The 18,625-nt window shown below is 55.0% G+C and carries 16 protein-coding genes; 7 read left to right on the top strand and 9 right to left on the bottom strand.

Features of this window, described 5'->3' with window-relative positions:
• The first annotated feature begins 164 nt into the window (after positions 1-164).
• Both manA and AACV31_RS09855 read left to right on the top strand, forming a co-directional pair.
• Complete coding sequence (gene manA / locus AACV31_RS09860; RefSeq protein ID WP_165153844.1) at positions 165-1,343, top strand: mannose-6-phosphate isomerase; 1,179 nt, start codon at positions 165-167, stop codon at positions 1,341-1,343.
• Positions 1,344-1,442: 99 nt separating this feature from the next.
• Positions 1,443-2,999, top strand: a complete 1,557-nt coding sequence (locus AACV31_RS09855; protein ID WP_165153842.1) for a YdgA family protein — start codon at positions 1,443-1,445, stop codon at positions 2,997-2,999.
• Positions 3,000-3,134: 135 nt separating this feature from the next.
• Here the strand turns inward: AACV31_RS09855 and AACV31_RS09850 are convergent, their stop codons facing one another.
• The 7 genes from AACV31_RS09850 to AACV31_RS09820 all read right to left on the bottom strand — a co-directional run bounded on the left by AACV31_RS09850 (position 3,135) and on the right by AACV31_RS09820 (position 10,941).
• Positions 3,135-3,650 (bottom strand): fimbrial protein, encoded by a 516-nt coding sequence (locus AACV31_RS09850; RefSeq protein ID WP_165153840.1) that lies wholly within the window; start codon positions 3,648-3,650, stop codon positions 3,135-3,137.
• A 96-nt stretch (positions 3,651-3,746) separates the two neighbouring features.
• A complete protein-coding gene (locus tag AACV31_RS09845) occupies positions 3,747-4,277 on the bottom strand; it encodes a fimbrial protein (protein ID WP_165153838.1) in 531 nt (176 codons plus the stop codon).
• 32 nt (positions 4,278-4,309) lie between these two features.
• Positions 4,310-5,248, bottom strand: a complete 939-nt coding sequence (locus tag AACV31_RS09840; RefSeq protein ID WP_165153836.1) for a fimbrial protein — start codon at positions 5,246-5,248, stop codon at positions 4,310-4,312.
• An 82-nt stretch (positions 5,249-5,330) separates the two neighbouring features.
• A complete protein-coding gene (locus tag AACV31_RS09835) occupies positions 5,331-7,859 on the bottom strand; it encodes a fimbria/pilus outer membrane usher protein (RefSeq protein ID WP_165153834.1) in 2,529 nt (842 codons plus the stop codon).
• A gap of 52 nt (positions 7,860-7,911) precedes the next feature.
• Positions 7,912-8,589, bottom strand: coding sequence for a fimbrial biogenesis chaperone (locus AACV31_RS09830; protein WP_165153832.1), 678 nt, complete (start codon positions 8,587-8,589; stop codon positions 7,912-7,914).
• A 68-nt stretch (positions 8,590-8,657) separates the two neighbouring features.
• Positions 8,658-9,188 carry a fimbrial protein gene (locus AACV31_RS09825; RefSeq protein ID WP_165153830.1) on the bottom strand — a complete coding sequence of 177 codons (531 nt, stop codon included), beginning with the start codon at positions 9,186-9,188 and terminating at the stop codon, positions 8,658-8,660.
• 724 nt (positions 9,189-9,912) lie between these two features.
• Entirely contained in the window at positions 9,913-10,941 is a 1,029-nt protein-coding gene (locus AACV31_RS09820; RefSeq protein ID WP_105538478.1) for a Mal regulon transcriptional regulator MalI, read from the bottom strand.
• Between the two features lie 174 nt (positions 10,942-11,115).
• On the opposite strand from AACV31_RS09820, the gene malX reads away from it, so the two are divergent.
• The 3 genes from malX to add all read left to right on the top strand — a co-directional run bounded on the left by malX (position 11,116) and on the right by add (position 14,996).
• On the top strand, positions 11,116-12,705 hold the full coding sequence (gene malX / locus AACV31_RS09815; RefSeq protein WP_165153828.1) for a maltose/glucose-specific PTS transporter subunit IIBC: 1,590 nt from the start codon (positions 11,116-11,118) through the stop codon (positions 12,703-12,705).
• 13 nt (positions 12,706-12,718) lie between these two features.
• Positions 12,719-13,888, top strand: coding sequence for a MalY/PatB family protein (locus tag AACV31_RS09810; RefSeq protein ID WP_165153827.1), 1,170 nt, complete (start codon positions 12,719-12,721; stop codon positions 13,886-13,888).
• Between the two features lie 106 nt (positions 13,889-13,994).
• Positions 13,995-14,996: an adenosine deaminase gene (add, locus tag AACV31_RS09805; protein ID WP_165153826.1), complete on the top strand. Its 1,002-nt coding sequence runs from the start codon at positions 13,995-13,997 to the stop codon at positions 14,994-14,996.
• A 14-nt stretch (positions 14,997-15,010) separates the two neighbouring features.
• Here add and AACV31_RS09800 read toward each other — a convergent pair whose 3' ends face one another.
• Together AACV31_RS09800 and AACV31_RS09795 are read right to left on the bottom strand one after the other, a co-directional pair.
• A complete protein-coding gene (locus tag AACV31_RS09800; protein ID WP_105538474.1) occupies positions 15,011-16,009 on the bottom strand; it encodes a bile acid:sodium symporter family protein in 999 nt (332 codons plus the stop codon).
• 153 nt (positions 16,010-16,162) lie between these two features.
• Positions 16,163-17,206 carry an oxidoreductase gene (locus AACV31_RS09795; protein WP_007760881.1) on the bottom strand — a complete coding sequence of 348 codons (1,044 nt, stop codon included), beginning with the start codon at positions 17,204-17,206 and terminating at the stop codon, positions 16,163-16,165.
• Between the two features lie 639 nt (positions 17,207-17,845).
• Between AACV31_RS09795 and ydgT the strand changes: the two genes are divergently transcribed.
• Both ydgT and AACV31_RS09785 read left to right on the top strand, forming a co-directional pair.
• On the top strand, positions 17,846-18,061 hold the full coding sequence (ydgT, locus tag AACV31_RS09790; RefSeq protein WP_007663080.1) for a transcription modulator YdgT: 216 nt from the start codon (positions 17,846-17,848) through the stop codon (positions 18,059-18,061).
• 94 nt (positions 18,062-18,155) lie between these two features.
• A complete protein-coding gene (locus AACV31_RS09785) occupies positions 18,156-18,599 on the top strand; it encodes a DUF2569 domain-containing protein (protein ID WP_032806474.1) in 444 nt (147 codons plus the stop codon).
• Positions 18,600-18,625: the final 26 nt, after the last annotated feature.

Genomic DNA, 18,625 nt, shown 5'->3' with positions numbered 1-18,625 from the left:
CGCCACTGATTCCGTGTGCGGCATGAAAAAGCGAGTCGCTACATCGTACACAATTTTTTAACAAAAACTGAGACTAAACCGACTTTTTACCCAGCCGGGTTACTTCGCGTCGCTTTATTGGTTTAATACCGAAAAATGTTTTCCTTCGAATACAGGGACTGATCATGCAGAAACTCATTAACTCGGTGCAAAACTACGCCTGGGGCAGCAAAACGGCGTTAACGGAACTCTATGGCGTGGCGAACCCGGAAGGCCTGCCGATGGCGGAGCTGTGGATGGGCGCTCACCCGAAAAGCAGCTCGAAAATTCAGGATGCGCAGGGCCAGGCCCCCGCGCTTCGCGAGGTGATTGACGCGGATAAAACCGCCCTGCTCGGCGCGCCGGTGGCGGAGCGCTTCGGCGAACTGCCGTTCCTGTTTAAAGTGCTGTGCGCCGACCAGCCGCTCTCAATCCAGGTCCATCCGAACAAGCAGGCCTCCGAAGAAGGCTTCGCGCGCGAAAACGCGGCGGGCATTCCGCTGGATGCCGCCGAGCGCAACTATAAAGATCCGAACCACAAGCCGGAGCTGGTCTTCGCCCTGACGCCGTTCCTCGCCATGAACGCGTTTCGTGAGTTTTCTGAGATTGTCTCCCTGCTGCAGCCGGTCGCGGGCGCGCATACCGCTATTGCGCATTTCCTGGCCGAGCCGAATGCCGACCGCCTGCGCGAGCTCTTCGCCGGGCTGCTGAATATGCAGGGCGAGGAGAAATCCCGCGCGCTGGCGGTGCTGAAAGCGACCGTCGCGAGCCAGCAGGGCGAGCCGTGGGACACCATTCGTTTTATCGCGCAGTTCTACCCGGACGACAGCGGTCTCTTCTCCCCGCTGCTGCTGAACGTGGTGAAACTGAACCCCGGCGAGGCGATGTTCCTGTTTGCTGAAACGCCGCACGCCTACCTGCAGGGCGTCGCGCTGGAAGTTATGGCCAACTCGGACAACGTGCTGCGCGCGGGCCTGACCCCGAAATATATCGATATTCCGGAGCTGGTCGCCAACGTGAAGTTTGTCGCCAAACCGGCGGCGCAGTTGCTGACGCAGCCTGAAAAAGACGGCGCGGCGCTGGAATTCCCGATCCCGGTCGAGGATTTCGCCTTCTCGCTGCACGATCTTCAGTCGCAGCCTCAGCGCCTGGCGCAGGAGAGCGCCGCGATTCTGTTCTGTGTCGAGGGCGAAGCGGTGCTCAGCAAAGGAGACGAGCGTCTGACCCTGAAACCGGGCGAATCGGCCTTCGTGGCGGCGAATGAATCGCCGGTCAACGCGAGCGGCGTGGGGCGTCTTGCGCGCGTCTATAATAAGCTCAACTAAGTTACTGATCTTTTAAGCAAGGATTGCTAAGCTTGGTAACATCTTTGCCAGTCATGCCAGACGGACCGCCGTCTGGCTTCGTTTTAAGGGAACTGAATCATGAAAAAATCGCTGGTCGCCGTGGGCGTGATTGTCGCTCTCGGGGTTATCTGGACAGGTGGCGCGTGGTACACCGGTAAGCAGTTTGAAAAACATGTCGGCGAAATGGTGGCCGAAGCCAACGCGCAGCTTAAGCGCAGCGCGCCGCAGGCGGGGCTTGAGCTGAGCTACCAGGATTACCAGCGAGGGATTTTCAGCAGTCATCTGCAACTGGTGGTGAAACCTGCGGCAGGCCAGCAGCAAGCCCTGCTGAAGCCGGGTCAGAGCGTGGTGCTGGAACAGGTGGTGAGCCACGGCCCCTTCCCGCTCGCCGATCTGAAAAAACTCAATATCCTGCCCGCAATGGCGTCCGTGCATACCACGCTTGTGAACAACGCCACGACCAAAGCGCTGTTTGATATCGCGAAAGGTAAATCGTTCGCTGACGTCCAGACCCGCATCGGCTACGGCGGCGCAACCTCCAGCGATATCCAGCTCCAGGCGCTGAACTACGACACGCCGGATGAGAAAGTGTCGTTCAGCGGCGGCGAATTCCAGCTGGATGCCGATAAAGACGGCAATGAAGTGAGCCTGAAAGGTGAAGCCGGAAGCGGCCTCGTTAACGCGGTCAATGAGTACGGCCAGCACGTTCAGCTCACTTTCAATGGCCTGAAAGCTGACGGCAATACCAAAATGACCACCTTTAACGAGCGCGTCGGCGAGCAGAAGCTGGATCTCGACAAACTGGCTATCGCGATTGAAGGCCAGGAGATGGCGCTGCTGGAAGGCATCAGCCTGAACGGCAAATCCGAAGTGGCGAAAGATGGCAAGAGCATCGACAGCCAGATGGATTACGTCATGAACAGCCTGAAGGTGCAGAACCAGAATCTGGGCAGCGGCAAAATGACGCTGAAAATCGGCAACATCGACGGTCAGGCGTGGCACCAGTTCAGCCAGCAGTATAACGAGCGCAGCCGCGCGCTGATGGCGCAGCCGGGCATTATGGATAATCCGGAGCAGTACCAGCAGCAGGCCACCGAAATCCTGCTCTCGTCCCTGCCGCTGCTGCTTAAAGGCAACCCGGTTATCACTATCGCGCCGCTGAGCTGGAAAAACGCCAAAGGCGAAAGCACCTTTAACCTGTCGCTGTTCCTGAAAGATCCGAGCCAGGCGCCGGTCAGCGCGACGCAGGACGCGCCTGCCGAGCAGCTGGATCGCGTGGTGAAAACCCTCGACAGCAAGCTGGTGATCCCGGTAGATATGGCGACCGAGATGATGACGCAGGTAGCGAAACTGGAAGGCTACCAGCAGGCGGACGCCGAGAAGCTGGCGGCGCAGCAGGTGAAGGGCCTCGCGGCGATGGGCCAGATGTTCCGCATCACCACGATGCAGGACAACAGCATCGTTACCAGCCTTCAGTACGCCAACGGCCAGGTCAACCTGAACGGGCAGAAAATGCCACTGGCGGAGTTTGTCGGCATGTTCGGTATGCCAGGCCTGACCGCGCCAGAGCCTCAGGGGACGCCGGAACCGGGCGCAGTGCCGCAAACCGCGCCGCAGCTGGTTCCACAGCAGTAAAAAAGAAAACGGCCTCTCAGGAGGCCGTTTTTTATTACCTGTCGCACTGCTAAAACCGTATCGCGGGCGACGACGAGATGAGGCTTTATTTTCTTTCGATATCTCTTTTACATCCCGTATGTCAACAGGACGGCTTTACTCGTAGGTAAAATCGACGTTAAGTACCGAATTAAAACTCCCGGCACCCGCACCGCCTTTTGGCGTAAATATACGTGCAGAGAGCGGAAACGTGGCTTTCTTCGTGGAAGCGTCAATCGTCACCTTCATTGAGCCCCCATTACTGTACGTCGTGGCATGGTCCGCACTGCTAAGGCGAAGCGCGACATTGGCAGCGTCGCCGCTGTTTTTAAACGCCGTCGCGTCGTCAGTATCCGCGGTACCGCTGAATGTCACCGTAGCCGATGTTGTGCTTACCGGGCATTGCGTTAGCAGCAGTGAAAAATCATTCCAGTCGCTGCCCTGCCCGGCGGTGGTCAATTGCGAACGGTAGAATGTCCCCAAATCGATCTGTTTATCCACAGTATCCGCATCGACGGTACAAGGGTTAGCTGTCACTTTGCCATGAATGTTAATAACCGTTTCGGCCCGACTCAGCGTGGCATAACCACTACCTAACAGTACAAGCGATGCATATAAAAAAACGTGTCGCATATTCTCTCCTGCAACCGGCAGATATCAATAACGAACCAATAAAAACCTGTCCGTTATTTATTACATCTGACAGTAATAATTTCCTGCTGCGTTGATTTACTGATATGTGAAATTCGCAACAATGCTGGCATTAATCGTCCCGGGGTTCACGGAGCCTGTCGGCGTATAAGCCCGGGTCGCTAAATCAAATTTAGCGGTGTTATCCGATGTATTAACATTCACCGTCATACTGTCACCACTTTTAAATGAAGAGGTCCAGTCAGAAGAGGTATTATCTTTAATCTGAACCACCATATTGGTTGCAGTGCCTGTATTTTTAAAGCCATTCCCGACCGTTGACGATGTATCATCAGTGCCTGTAAAGGTGGCTGTAACTTTCGTTGTACCTGCCGGGCAATCTTTCATTGCCAGGCTAAACACTTTATAGGGCATCTCTGCGCCTGCACTGGCAAGGTCAGAGATACCTTTTTCTCCCAAATCAATATTTAGCGTTGACGCTGAAGTATCGAAAGTGCAAGGCGCAGAGATGATATTGCCGGTCACATTAATTGTTACCGGATCTCCGGCATAACAGCCGAGTGAAACCAGCGTACTAAACAGAGCGCCAGCAATTAATTTATTTCTCATGATTAATACCTTTCTTCAAAACATCTCTTCAATTACTGATAAGTCAGATCCAGCGTAGCGGACGCATTAGCTTTACCGAGCGTGACCGTTTTTTTGGTCTGGTAATAACGAGCTATAATTGGGAACGTCTCTTGTCCACCGGATGATTGCTTTAATAAAATACGGTTATTCAACTTCAGTGGCGATTCGTTATAAAGTAACTGTACGCCTACTCCTCCAGCCACGTCGCTGGAACCCTGCCCGGTCAGTGCCAGTACACTGGTGTCACTCACATCTGGATTTTGCGTGCCGCTCAGGCTCACGTTAATATTGGCCCCCGCCTCACAATCCAGCCCCAGATTTTGTGTGCTTTGCGCCCCGACTGGAATCGTTCCTGGCGAAGAACCAAATTTAGACACAGGTACATCACCGATCGGGAAGTTTAAATTTGGCGTTGTAATTGAACAGGCAACTTGAGTGACAGAACTGTTACCCATCTGAATAACCAAACCTGGAACCGCAGGATTTTCGCTAAAATAAACCTTTGCCACCTGCCCTGGTGTCAACTGACCTGAAGTAATATCACCTGTTTTTACTAGATCAGCAATATGATAATCAGCAGCACTCATGCCATCACGAACGACCAAGCTGCTTAAATACCGGGTCCTGGCCGGTAATTCTGGATAATCGCTTTTCCAGAGAAGAATACGAATGCCTACCCCGGGCAGATTTGTCGCATATACATGAGAAATAGAAGTGGCAGCTCCATAAGTCATTTCTTCAAATTCGTGCCCTCCTGAGCCATCACATTCGCCAATCGCTCCCCCTGTAGAGTTAAAATTGACAGATTTAATCGTAGATCCTATAGGCAGATCTCTTTGCACTACAACATCATCGAAGCTGAAGGAGTCAGTTAATGTTGGGTATCCCATGCAAGCCGCAAAGCAAGAGCAAGCCATGCAGTTCACTAATAAAAAAAATATAATTTTCATCACGCACCTGTTTAGCGAATATGATAGCCACGAAATTTACAACCTTTATATTCGAGGCTGTTCAGAGTTAAAATCGCCGTAATTAATGGCATTGACCATTAGCTGTTAAGATATTATTACCTTGCGTACTGTTAGGTAGAGAATATACAACCTGGCATCTATCGCCATCATTATTCCCCCATGTCACTTTTAACGTGCCGTGTGGCTCAAGCCCGGTTAAATACACCTGCCCTTTATCGCCTACAATAAAGCCCTGATTATGCTGGCCTGCAACAGACACTGTCGCACCAAACGGCACCGGCTGGCCGTTGGCTTGAAGCAGCGTCATCAGGACGCGCAAACCGACATTGGCCACATACTCTGCGCGCACGACGGCGCCTCGGGTTGGTACGACAGTACGGCTGGTCAATTCCAGATCGACATCATCCGGCATACTTTCGGTGTTAAGCGTCACATCGTTCTTACGGTACGGTGAAATATTGCTGACCGTGGTATAACCGCGGAAATCGGTTTTCGCGCCCGTCTGGTTCTGAATGCTCACGCCGCCCGCGCCTGGCGCTTTGACCAGCACGTTGGTTTCACCCAGCGGCTGCGACAGCGTGACGCCGTCTTCATGCGCCAGAATGCCGCCCTGCAGGCCATAGTTCAGGCGCTCGCCGCTCTTGTCGTAGCTGTAGCCTGCCGTCACCTCGCCATAAGTCCCTTTATAATCGGCGTTCATGTTGCCGCTGTAGCCGACGTCATCGCTGCCGTAGCCTTGTTGTACGTTCCAGTTCAGCGCGTTGTTTTCCAGCGCCATGCCGCTCATACCGGCAGTGTGCGTGGTGCCGTTGTTTTTACTGGTATTCATGCTGTAGTTCGCCCAGGTATTGCTCAGGAAGCGATCCAGCGGCACGCTGATATTGAGCGCAATAATCTGGTCTTTATCGTAACTGACGCTGTTGTGGTAGTTACCGGCGCTGCCGTTCTTACTGTAAGTGTAAGTCAGGCCATAGCTGATACCCCGCCAGGAGTTGTTATAACCGAGGTTATAAGACTCCATAGTTTTATTCTGACCCCAGTAATCTTCGCGCACTGCGCTGGCCGTCAGTGAACCCAGAGAGCCCCCAAGCGACTGGCTGACGCTAAGCTCGGCACGATTTCGACGGCGATCCAGGACGGCCTGATTATTGCTGTAAGAATCAAGCGCCTCTTGCATGCTGTAGTAGCCCGCTGTCGAATAGCGATAGCCCGCAATCGCAAAGTTCGTGCCGGTTTCCACGAAATCTTTACTGTAGCGAATCCGCCAGGACTGGCCGCTGCTCTTATCAAAACCTTTGAGGCGCGACCACGCCTGAATCACGTCAGCGGAAATGGCGCCGATGGCCCCCATGTTTTTGCCGAGCCCTAAGGCCAGCGCCTGGTATTTACTGGCCTCCTGGAGACCGCCATACAGCGTGAAACCGTGCGGCAGGCCGAAAATCCCGGTTAACTGAGCAAACGGGGTTTTTTCGACGCTACTGTCATATGAGCGATACTGACCGCCGGTCAGGGCATATTTCAGGCGCCCTTCACGCTGCAATACCGGCAGCGAGGCAAACGGCACGACAAAGTGCTGCTCGCTGCCATCTGCCTCTTTTACCGTGACGTTGAGATCGCCCGCGCCGCCGGTGGAATACATATCGGTGATTTCGAAAGCGCCCGCCGCTACATAGCTCTGATAAATGACATAACCGTTCTGCCGAATCACGACCTGCGCATTCGTGCGAGCCACGCCACGTACCACCGGGGCGTAGCCGCGCAGCGATTCCGGCATCATGTCATCATCGGAGGCTATCTGGGCACCACGGAACGAAATACTGTCAAACACATCCGCAGGCGAGGAGCTGTCGCCCGCCACCAGTTTGGCTTTTAGCGGCACAATGTTGCGCTGCAGATAGGTATAGACGGTGTCCCATTTATCCTTGCCTTTATCGTCGCGGTTCCAGGTGGTGTAATTGCGAAGCCGCCAGGCCCCCAGGTTTACGCCCGGACGCAGGTTAGCGTACTGGCTGTTGCTGTTACCGCCTTTATCGGCATAGTTATTCGCGCCGCTCAGGCTGTAATTCAGCATCGCTACGGGAATACCTTCATCCCATAACGCCGGATCGACATAACCACGCGCCTGCGGCGATAGGGCTGCCTGCGGTATGCTCAATATCAGTTTCTGCGTGTTGAACAAAAACTCTGAGGACGCTTTGGGAATGGCGGATAAACGCGCGCATTCACTGTCAGCCTGTAGCTCAGGGAAAAGCTGCGTTTTTACGCCGTAGCTCTGAAGCAGAGCGACCGAAAGGCAAGGCTCCAGTTTTTCTTCGCCGCTGGCGCTTTTAACAGTCCGGAATTTAATTTCACGGGTATCGACGGTTTGATCGTTAATGATTACATCAACACGATAAGTCCCGGGTGCCTGCGAGCCTGACTCAAAAGAAGAGAGGTCCGCCCCTTTCATACCTGGGTTATCTAATTCCAGTAGTTCAGGGTTAAAGTAATCTTGCGCGTAGCCTGTTGTCATTACGCCTGACAGCGCCATCGGGATGAGTACCGCCAGACGTGCTGGCTTAAAATAGCCATCCCTGCTTTTGTTACGCATTAATATTCTCCAGACCTTTCCTTGAGCTCACATTTATTAATTACGGCGTTAATTAAATGCTGGTTTTATGGGCTTCGCCGACGCCGCCATAATCATTGATTAATTTAAACGTCACGCTACCGTGGCTTACACCATTCGGCAGGTGAAAGTGCGCCGTGGCGCCTGGAGCAACATAAGTCACATCATCCAGCGCAGCGCCATTGACTTTGATTTCATTGAAATTCATATAATATTGCCCTGGGTTGGTCACCAGAACCTCATTACCCGAAGCGCGCCACTGCAATTTATCGGCGTGCTCTTCCGGTGTTTCTCCTTTAAGCGCGACCGGGCGATAAATTATTTTAATACGCGTTCTAACGGCGATTTGTAGCGTATTATCACGACGCTCCGCTGAAGGAATGGACTTAATATTGAGCCAGTACATTGACTCTTTATTTTCCGGCAACGCGCCCGCACGCACAATACGCATCAGATTCTGCTGGCCTTTATCGAGCCGAAAAAGCGGCGGTGTAATAATAAAAGGAGCTTTCTCAGCACCCCCATCTGGCGCCTCCACCCATGACTGAATTAAATAGGGCACGGTATCAGGGTTGTTGACGCTGAGAGAAGATTCTTTCTTATTACCATCATAAATTACACGCGTGCCGCCGATAATAACGCCCGCTTGAGCGGCATGCATTGCCGAAACCAGCGTTAGCGCTGTTAATACCGTCTTCTGAAAGAATTTCATTTTAAAACCTCTATAAAAAGGGCCGGAATCGGCCCTGTGCATATTTTTGAGGGAAATACCCTCAGAAATTAGTTGTAGTTAACAGTGAAGTTAGCAACGGAGTTTGCTTTACCCGCGGTAACAGTCGCTGACGTAGAACGATACGCTGCATAGAAATCCAGATTGTTTTCTTCAGTGCTGGACAGTTTGTAGCTGTAGTCATTAACGCTGTGCAGCGGCAGAGCTTCTTTATCAACAGTCATCAGCTTAATGGCAACGCCTTTAGCTGCATCAGAGGCGGAATCCAGCGCCAGCAGAGCGGAGTCAGACGCATCCGGCGCACCATCAAATTTCACTTTTGCAGAAGTTACCGCTGCCGGGCAGTCTTTCAGCTTAATGGTGAATTTGGTGGTGGAGGCATCAGTACCTACGCCAGTGAATGCAGTTTTCGATACTTTACCCATATCAACGGTCAGGGTGTTATCCGTACCGATGTTTACGGTGCAAGCCTGATCGACAATTTCGCCAGTAAATTTAACAGTACCGTCGAACGCCATAGCGGAAGAGCCAGACATAGCAGTAGCAGCAACGATACCAGCAGCAATTACGATCTTTTTCATTTCAATTTTCCTTAATGAGCATTTTCCAGTTTTGAATTAACCGCTTAATATTAAGCCGTCAATTACATTCATTAATCACCTGGCGTGCATTAGCATCTTATACGCCGCCTGATTAAATTACGAGGCAAAGAATAACGCACATACATTGCCAGAGGAATTTAAAGCGTTATTCAGTAAAACTTAATAACGAACACTGTTGCGTTAAGTTTCTTATTGCAGCCCGGTGATACCGCACAAAATGTAGCGAATGGTAACTTTTAATTCAAATGATTTATTGTTCCACATTTGGAATTTGCTTCAAACCGATATCATATTTTTATAATGAACAGCAATATTCTTTTATTCTCTTTTTATAAGTCATGAAGAATATGATTAATGACACTCAAATCAATATGATGCCTTTAATAAAAGTTCACGCCTGACATCGACTTAACATTAAATTCTGTATTTTATAACCAAAATGATACACTCCATTGCCGCCAAAAGTTTCGCGCGTCAGTATAAACTCACAGATGAAACCCATCTCTTCAATAAATATCTCAGGCCTTTCTCATACATATAATTAATTAATAGCACCAGGAATATAGAGCATCCTGATAGGATGAGAGACGGAACAGCTTGCTGGCGCCCGGCGTTCATTACTGAAATGACCGCATGCCCTGCCGGGAAGGACAGCAGTAAAAAAGAAAACGGCCTCTCAGGAGGCCGTTTTTTATTGCGCATGTCAGCGCCGCGCCACCAGCCGCGGCCCGAGAATCAGGCTGCCGGTAGATTCCTCACCGTGCTGAATACGCTGTAGCATGCGCTCCGCCACACAGTGCCCCATTTCCCTGGCGGGCGTCGTCACCCAGGTCAGCGGCACGTCATCAAGCCGCGCCTCCGGGACTTCCGCGAAGGCCGCCAGCGTCACGCTGTTTTCAAAATAGCTCTCATAGCCCCCGTCACCGCTCTGTCGTCCGGCGCGCATCAGGCCGAACCACGCGCCCATCGCCACGGTGCTGTTATGGCACAGCACGGCAGTGATAGTCGGGTTAACGCGCAGCAGTTCGGTAATGGCTTCCGCCGCCTGTTTCTGGCCTGCGGGACATTCGACAATCCATTCACTGTGAAATGGCAGGCCGTACTGCAGCAGCGTGGCGCAGTAGCCGCCAAGCCGTTCGGCGCGGGTGAGCGACGAACTCGCGCCGCCCAGCCACGCGATGCGCTGATGGCCGCGATGAATAAGATGTTCGGTCACCAGTCGCGCCGCCTGCTGGTTATCCGGGCGCACCGTGTCCACTTCATCATGATGGCTGGCGCGCGAGGCAAAAAGCAGCGGGATGTTGCGCGCGCGGGCCTGCGTCTGCCACGCGCCGACCTGGCCCGTGCCGCCAGCCACCACAACCCCGTCCACGCCCTGATCGAGCAGCGTATCGAAACAGCGCTGCATCCGGGCTTCATCACGCCCGCCCTGGAGCAGAAAGAGCATTCGCCCCTGCGCTTCCAGCGCTTCTGACAGCCCGGCGGTCAGCTCGGCGTAAAACGGCGTGGTGAGATCGCGCACGATAAGCCCAATCACGCCGCTTGGCCCGCCGCGCAGCGCCGAGGCCTGCCGGTTGCGCACAAATCCTAACTGCTCAATGGCGTCATTCACCCGCTGGCCGGTGGCGCTGGAAATCCGTCCTTTGCCGCTCAGCACCAGCGAAACGGTGGCGACCGAGACCCCCGCCGCCTGGGCGACATCATTGATAGTGATTCTTTTCGCCTGTGTCATTGGCTACGCTTTTTGCTCCGCTACTGGCAGATAAAACCTTTTACCTGTCGCGCTATTATAACGGTCAGGCCTGGGTAATGTTCTGTGATTCAACGCGCATTAAACTTTGGTAAAACGTTTTATCTTGCGATCCTTCGTTCAGGCGATGGGATCATTTAACGCGAGGTGTCGTTTATGACGGCGAATACGGGTCAAAAAAATACGCTTTGGGGATTTATGCAGCAGCTCGGCAAAACGTTTATGTTGCCGGTGGCGCTGCTGTCGTTTTGCGGCATTCTGATGGGCATCGGCAGTTCGCTCAGCAGTCACGACGTCATTACGCTGATGCCGTTTCTTGGCAACGGCGTGTTGCAGCTCATCTTCACCTGGATGAGCAAGATGGGCTCTTTCGCCTTCAGTTTTCTGCCGGTGATGTTCTGTATCGCCATTCCGCTGGGGCTGGCGCGTGAAAACAAAGGCGTGGCGGCGTTTGCCGGTTTCGTCGGCTACGCGGTGATGAACCTGGCGGTCAATTTCTGGCTCACCGCCAAAGGCATTTTGCCGACGCAGGACGCGGCGCTGCTGAAAGCCAACAACGTGCAGTCGGTGCTCGGCATTCAGTCCATCGACACCGGCATTCTGGGCGCGGTGATCGCAGGGGTGATCATCTGGCTGTTGCATGAGCGCTTTCATAAAGTACGCCTGCCGGACGCGCTGGCGTTTTTCGGCGGCACGCGCTTCGTGCCTATCGTCACCACCGTGGTGATGGGCCTGGTCGGGCTGACGATTCCGCTAATCTGGCCCTTCTTCGCCAAAGGTATTAACGCCCTGGGGTGGCTGATTAACAGCACCGGCAGCTTCGCGCCGATGATTTTCGGCACCGGCGAGCGCCTGCTGTTGCCGTTCGGCCTGCAACATATTCTGGTGGCGCTGATCCGCTTTACCGAGGCGGGCGGCACGATGGACGTCTGCGGGCATAGCGTTTCCGGCGCGTTAACTATTTTCCAGGCGCAGCTTAACTGCCCGACGTCGCACGGTTTTGCCGAAAGCGCCACCCGCTTCCTGTCGCAGGGGAAAATGCCGGCGTTTCTGGGCGGTCTGCCTGGGGCTGCGCTGGCGATGTACCACTGCGCTCGCCCGGAGAACCGTCACAAGATCAAAGGGCTGCTGATTTCCGGCGTGATCGCCTGCGTGGTGGGCGGCACCACAGAGCCGCTGGAATTCCTGTTCCTGTTTGTGGCGCCTGCGCTCTACCTCATCCACGCGCTGCTGACCGGTCTAGGTTTTACCATGATGGCGATCCTTGGCGTGACCATTGGCAACACCGACGGCAATATCATTGATTTTGTGGTCTTCGGCGTGCTGCACGGGCTTTCCACCAAATGGTACTGGGTGCCGGTTGTGGCGGGCGTCTGGTTTGTGGCGTATTACGCGATTTTCCGCTTCGCCATCGCCCGCTTTAACCTGAAAACGCCGGGCCGCGAAGCCGAAACCGCGGCGGTGAATGTCACGCCATCAGGCCATACGGGCAAATCGGGCTATGACGTCCCGGCCATTTTGCAGGCGCTCGGCGGCGCGGAGAATATTACGTCGCTCGATAACTGCATTACCCGTCTGCGTCTCACCGTGAAGGAGATGTCGCGGGTGGACAGCGCCGCGCTTAAGGCCAATCGCGCCATCGGCGTGGTGCAGCTTAACCAGCACAATTTGCAGGTGGTGATCGGCCCGCAGGTGCAGTCAGTCAAAGATGAGATGGACAGCCTGATGCACACGGTGCAGGCGTAAAACGGGAGGCAACATGTTCGATTTTTCACAGGCGGTGGATCGTCGCGGCACCTGGTGTACCCAGTGGGATTACGTGGCAGACCGGTTTGGCGCGGACGATCTCCTGCCCTTTACCATTTCCGATATGGATTTCCCGACCGCGCCCTGCGTGCTGGAGGCGGTGTCGCAGCGGCTGGCCCACGGCGTGCTGGGTTACAGCCGCTGGCAGAATCCTGAGTTTACCGGTGCGATTGCGCACTGGTACGCCACGCGCTTTCACTGCGATATTCCGCGCGAGGCGCTGGTCTACGGGCCGTCGGTTATCTGGATGGTGTCGCAGCTGATTCGCCAGTGGTCTGCGCCCGATGACGAAGTGCTGATCCACACGCCCGCCTATGACGCGTTCTGGAAAACCATTGAAGGCAACGGGCGGCGCGTGCTCAGCGCCCCGCTCACGCAAAACGCGCATGGCTGGCAGTGCGACATGACGGCGCTTGAGGCGCTACTGGCGCGCCCTGCGTGCAAAATCATGCTCCTGTGCAGCCCACATAATCCCACCGGAAAAGTGTGGCGACGCGACGAGCTGGAGACGATGGCGGCGCTCTGCGCGCGTCACGGTGTGCGGGTGATAAGTGACGAAATTCATATGGATATGGTCTGGAGCGAACACCCGCATATCCCCTGGAGCACTGTAGGACGGGGGCGCTGGGCGCTGTTCTCGTCGGCGTCGAAAAGCTTCAATATTCCGGCGCTGACCGGGGCCTGGGGGCTTATCGCGACGGAAGACGACCGCGAGGCGTATCTTCAGGCGCTGAAAGGCCGCGACGGGCTCTCGTCCCCTGCCGTGTTATCGCTGGTCGCGCATATCGCTGCCTATCGCGACGGCGCGCCCTGGCTTGATGCGCTACGCGATTACCTTCAGGAGAATCTGCAGTTTGTGGCGCAGCAGCTCAATGGCGCGTTTGCGCAACTCAACTGGCAACCGCCCGAGGCGACGTATCTCGCCTGGATCGATTTACGCCCTCTCGGCCTTGATGACGAGACGCTACAAAAGGCGCTGATTGAGCGTGAGAAGGTGGCTATCATGCCCGGATACACTTACGGCGAGGAAGGACGCGGCTTCCTTCGCCTGAATGTGGGATGCCCGCGCAGCAAACTTGAGCAGGGCGTGGAGCGGCTAATTTGCGCAATTCGTTCACTTTAACCGCAAAAGGGGCCTTTATGGCCCCTCTTTTGTTGCGCAACGTAGCATTTAAGCGGTAATTATTTTTATAATGTTATGCACTTTATTCTAAAAAAAGAGTGCCATCATGATTGATACCCGCCTTCCCCTTACCGACCTCCATCGCCATCTTGACGGCAACATCCGTGCGCAAACCATTCTTGACCTGGGCCGCCAGTTTAATCTCGCCCTGCCCGCCGATACGCTGGAGACGCTGCGCCCGCACGTACAGATAACCAAAAACGAACCGGATCTGGTGAGCTTTCTCGCCAAACTCGACTGGGGCGTGAAGGTGCTCGGCTCGCTCGAAGCCTGCCGCCGTGTGGCGTACGAAAATATGGAAGATGCCGCGCGCAACGGTCTGCATTACGTGGAGCTGCGTTTCTCGCCGGGATATATGGCGATGACGCACAATCTGCCGGTGGCAGGCGTGGTCGAAGCCGTGATTGACGGCGTGCGTCAGGGCCGCCGTGACTTCGGCGTGGACGCCCGTCTTATCGGCATCCTGAGCCGCACCTTCGGTGAAGAGGCGTGCGTGGCCGAGTTGGAAGGCCTGCTGGCGCATCGCGATCACATCACCGCGCTGGATCTGGCGGGCGATGAGCTGGGCTTCCCCGGCAGCCTGTTCCTGACTCACTTTAACCGCGGGCGTGACGCGGGCTGGCATATTACTGTTCACGCCGGTGAAGCCGCAGGCCCGGAGAGCATCTGGCAGGCGATTCGCGAGCTGGGCGCCGAGCGTATCGGCCACGGCGTGAAAGCAGTGGAAGATCCGGCGCTAATGGATTTCCTGGCGGAACAGGGGATCGGCATTGAGTCCTGCCTGACCTCGAATATCCAGACCAGCACGGTGGCGTCGCTGGCGCATCATCCGCTGAAGACGTTCCTGGAGCACAATATCCTGGCCACCATTAATACTGACGATCCGGGCGTACAGGGCGTGGATATCGGTCATGAATATGAGGTGGCGGCACCGGCGGCGGGATTGAGCGCGGCGCAGATCCGCACCGCACAGGAGAATGGCCTGAAAATCGCGTTCCTGACAGACGCGGAAAAACAGGCGCTGGTCGCTAAAGTCAGCGCGGCCTGAGCCGCGCCGTCAGGTCAGGAGGCTGAGGCCTTCTGGCCTGTTTTCTGCTCGTTACGGCGCGCATAGCGCTGCGCCATCACCGCGCAGACCATCAGCTGGATCTGATGGAAAATCATCAGCGGCAGCACCATGATCCCCACCTGACTTGCCGGAAACAGCACATTCGCCATTGGCACGCCATTCGCGAGGCTCTTCTTGGAGCCGCAGAAGACGATGGTTATCTCATCCTCTTTATTAAAGCCAAACAGGCGCGACATCCAGACATTCACCACCAGCACAATCGCCAGTAGCACCAGCGACACCACTACCACCGCCAGCAGCGCCAGCCCGGTCACCTGATGCCAGATCCCCTCCACCACCGCTTCGCTGAAGGCGACGTAGACCACCAGCAGAATCGATGAGCGGTCGGTCATATTGATAAGCTTTTTATGACGGTCGACCCAGCGGCCAATCAGCGGGCGCGACAGATGGCCTACCACAAACGGCACCATCAGCTGCAGCACAATTTTCCCGATGGCGTCCAGCGTATTGGTGTCGCCCTGCTGGGCCTGCATCATCACGCCCACCAGCACCGGCGAGAGGAAAATCCCGAGAATGCTCGACGCCGAGGCGCTGCACACCGCCGCCGCCACGTTGCCGCGCGCAACAGAGGTAAACGCGATGGCCGACTGCACCGTCGCCGGCAGCGCGCAGAGATAGAGAAAGCCCATATAGAGCGACGGCGGCAATATGCTGTGCGGAATAAACTTCATCGCCAGACCGATCAGCGGGAAAAGCACGAACGTGCTGAGAAACACCATCAGATGCAAACGCCAGTGCCCCATTCCGGCCAGAATCGCCTCGCGGGAGAGTTTCGCGCCATGCATAAAAAACAGCAGCGCGATAGCGGCCGTGGTGAGGTATTCAAACACCGTTTTGACTCGCCCTTCACAGGGAAACAGCGACGCGACAATCACGACGCCAATCATAACCAGTAAAAAAGTGTCGATTTTCAGGCGCTTCAGCCAGTTCATTGTCAGTTCCTTGTAATGTTGCAGGTTAATCTACTTTGCAACAAAAAGCCGATCCTGGCGAGTAATGCGGGTGAAACCGCGCGCCTGAGTGACGCGCCGTTTAATAAGGCGGGAAAAGCGACGCCCCGACGACCCGCGCCGGGGCGTCATACATTAGCTGCGCAGGCAGACCGCGGCGCGGCGTTTCGCGGATTCAATACCCGCTTCAATCAGCTCCATCACCACGATGGCCTGGCTTGCCGGCACCGGGTTTTCGCCTTCGCCGCGAATGGCGCTGCGTACGGCGGCGTAATAGGCCGGATAGTTGCCCGGCACCGTCAGCAGGGTCTGCTCATCAAGCATCTCGCCGCGCGCCACCGTCAGCACGCCGTCGCGCATATCGTAGCCCCAGTTTTCCTGCGGCGGACGCGCCCCCGCCTTCAGGCGTTCCTCCTGCGGATCAAGCCCGAACTTCACATAGCTGCCCCGGGTGCCATGCACGATATAACGCGCGGATTCCGCCGCCGCCAGCATGGTGCCGTGCAGCACGACGCGGCGTTCCGGGTACGCCAGCACCGCGTGGAAATAGTCAGTCGCCTGCGCGCTCGGACGCAGTTCGGCCAGATCGACGTTAATACTCACCGGCAATCCAAACAGCTGTACCGCCTGATCCAGCAGATGCGGCGCCAGATCGTACCAGATGCCGCTGCCCGGCCCGGCCTGCTCGCGCCAGCGGTCGCGCACCTGAGGGCGGAAGCGGTCGAAATGCGATTCGAAATAGGCGACTTCGCCAATCTGCCCTTCGGCGATAATCTGTTTGAGCGTCAGGAAATCGCTGTCCCAGCGGCGGTTATGAAACACCGACAACACCAGGCCTAAGCTTTTCGCCAGCGTTTCAAGCTCGCGCGCCTGCGACAGCGTGACCGTAAAGGGTTTATCCACCACTACATGTTTACCGGCTTCCAGCGCCGCTTTCGCCAGCGGGAAATGGGTATCATTCGGCGTGGGAATGACAATCAGATCGAGATGCGGATCGTTGAACAGCTGTTTGGGATCGGACACCACCGGCATTCCCGGCCAGTCGGCGTGGACTTTCGCGGCGTCGCTGCTGGAGACGGCGGCAAGTTCCATCCCTGGCGTGCCGGCGATAAGCGGCGCGTGAAAGGTTTTACTGGCATAGCCGTAACCGATTAATCCCACCCGGACGTTATCTTTCATGTTCATTCCTCTGCTGAGTTAACCCTCGTATTTGACACCATTCCCAATGCGGCCTCAACGCTTTCATAACCAAACGAAAATAAACGGCTTATTTCAGAATTTTCATCATTTTTTTCACAAGGGTAAGAATCATTCTGCCGAGCAGGTGAAGACATCCCCTTCTGCCGCATTCCATTAAGAACAAACCATCATGCGGCGAGACGTGAGCGCTTTATTGTTTTGATGAAATAAGCAACACGACTTAAAAGAAATAGCGTGGCGTTTATCTCGTCATTATTGACGCGTAACAGGAGTGAATAAAATCTGAACGCGCAATCCGCTCGGCTGAAAACCCCTGGAAATAGCAGGTCTGCTATCAATAGCGCCGGGGGCATGCGGCGTACACGGCTTCCGGCTGTGGTTTACATATTGTCGTAAAAAGGCGGGAAACCGGCACAAACGGGATATTGCCAGCGTAGGCGAAGCGCGTTACTCTTTCTCTCTGGGCGCCGGGCCTGCGTTAATTCTCAAGGAAAACTCTTAAATGTTATTCAGGCTTTTATTAAACCTGCATAACCCCGTTTTTGCGTTTATTCTTTACCCGGCCCGCCTTTTACGGCGACATTCCTTTATTATTTTATTGCGCGGATAACGATTAACATGACCGTACAGGACTATTTATTAAAGTTTCGTAAAATCAGCACGCTTGAAAGTCTGGAAAAATTGTTCGATCACCTTAATTACACCCTTACTGATAATCAGGAAATTATCAATATGTATCGTGCCGCGGATCACCGCCGCGCGGAACTGGTGTCCGGCGGTCGTCTGTACGATCTCGGTCAGGTGCCGAAAACCGTCTGGCGTTACGTGCAGTAAGCCGCAAAGGTAGCAATCAGACAGAAAATCCTTATAATCTTTGCGCTGTAATTATTCTTTAGCCATTTGTTGAACTTATATCCCGGGAGGTTATATGACCGACGCGTCTCCAGCGCGCATCGGAGGCTGGTTGCTCGCCCCTCTCGCCTGGTTATTGATGTCTTTACTCAGCACCTCGCTTGCTGTCGCGCTCTATGTCATGGGGCTGGCTTCCCCGCAGGTGCACCAAATGCTCAGCGCGCAAGGCACGTCGGATGTGCTTTTCTGGTATGGCTCGATGCTGTGCGCCATGGCGATGTGGGGCTATACGCTCTGGCTGACTATCGCTTTTTTCAGGCGCCGTCAGGGCGTGCCGCGCCACTATATTATCTGGCTGCTGCTCACCGTCCTGCTGGCGATTAAATCTTTCGCGTTCTCGCCGGTGAGCGACGCGCTGGCGGTGCGTCAGTTGCTGTTCCCGCTGCTGGCCGCCGCGCTGCTGGTACCCTATTTCAAGCGCTCGGCGCGCGTGAAGCAGACGTTTGTCAGGGCAAAATAACCTTACAGATTCCCCGTTGTCGCGCG

This window comes from Cronobacter sp. EKM101R, assembly GCF_963888145.1.
Lineage (GTDB): Bacteria > Pseudomonadota > Gammaproteobacteria > Enterobacterales > Enterobacteriaceae > Cronobacter > Cronobacter turicensis.
Note: the sequence above shows the minus strand (reverse complement) of the source record. Positions and strands in the feature narration are given on the sequence as shown.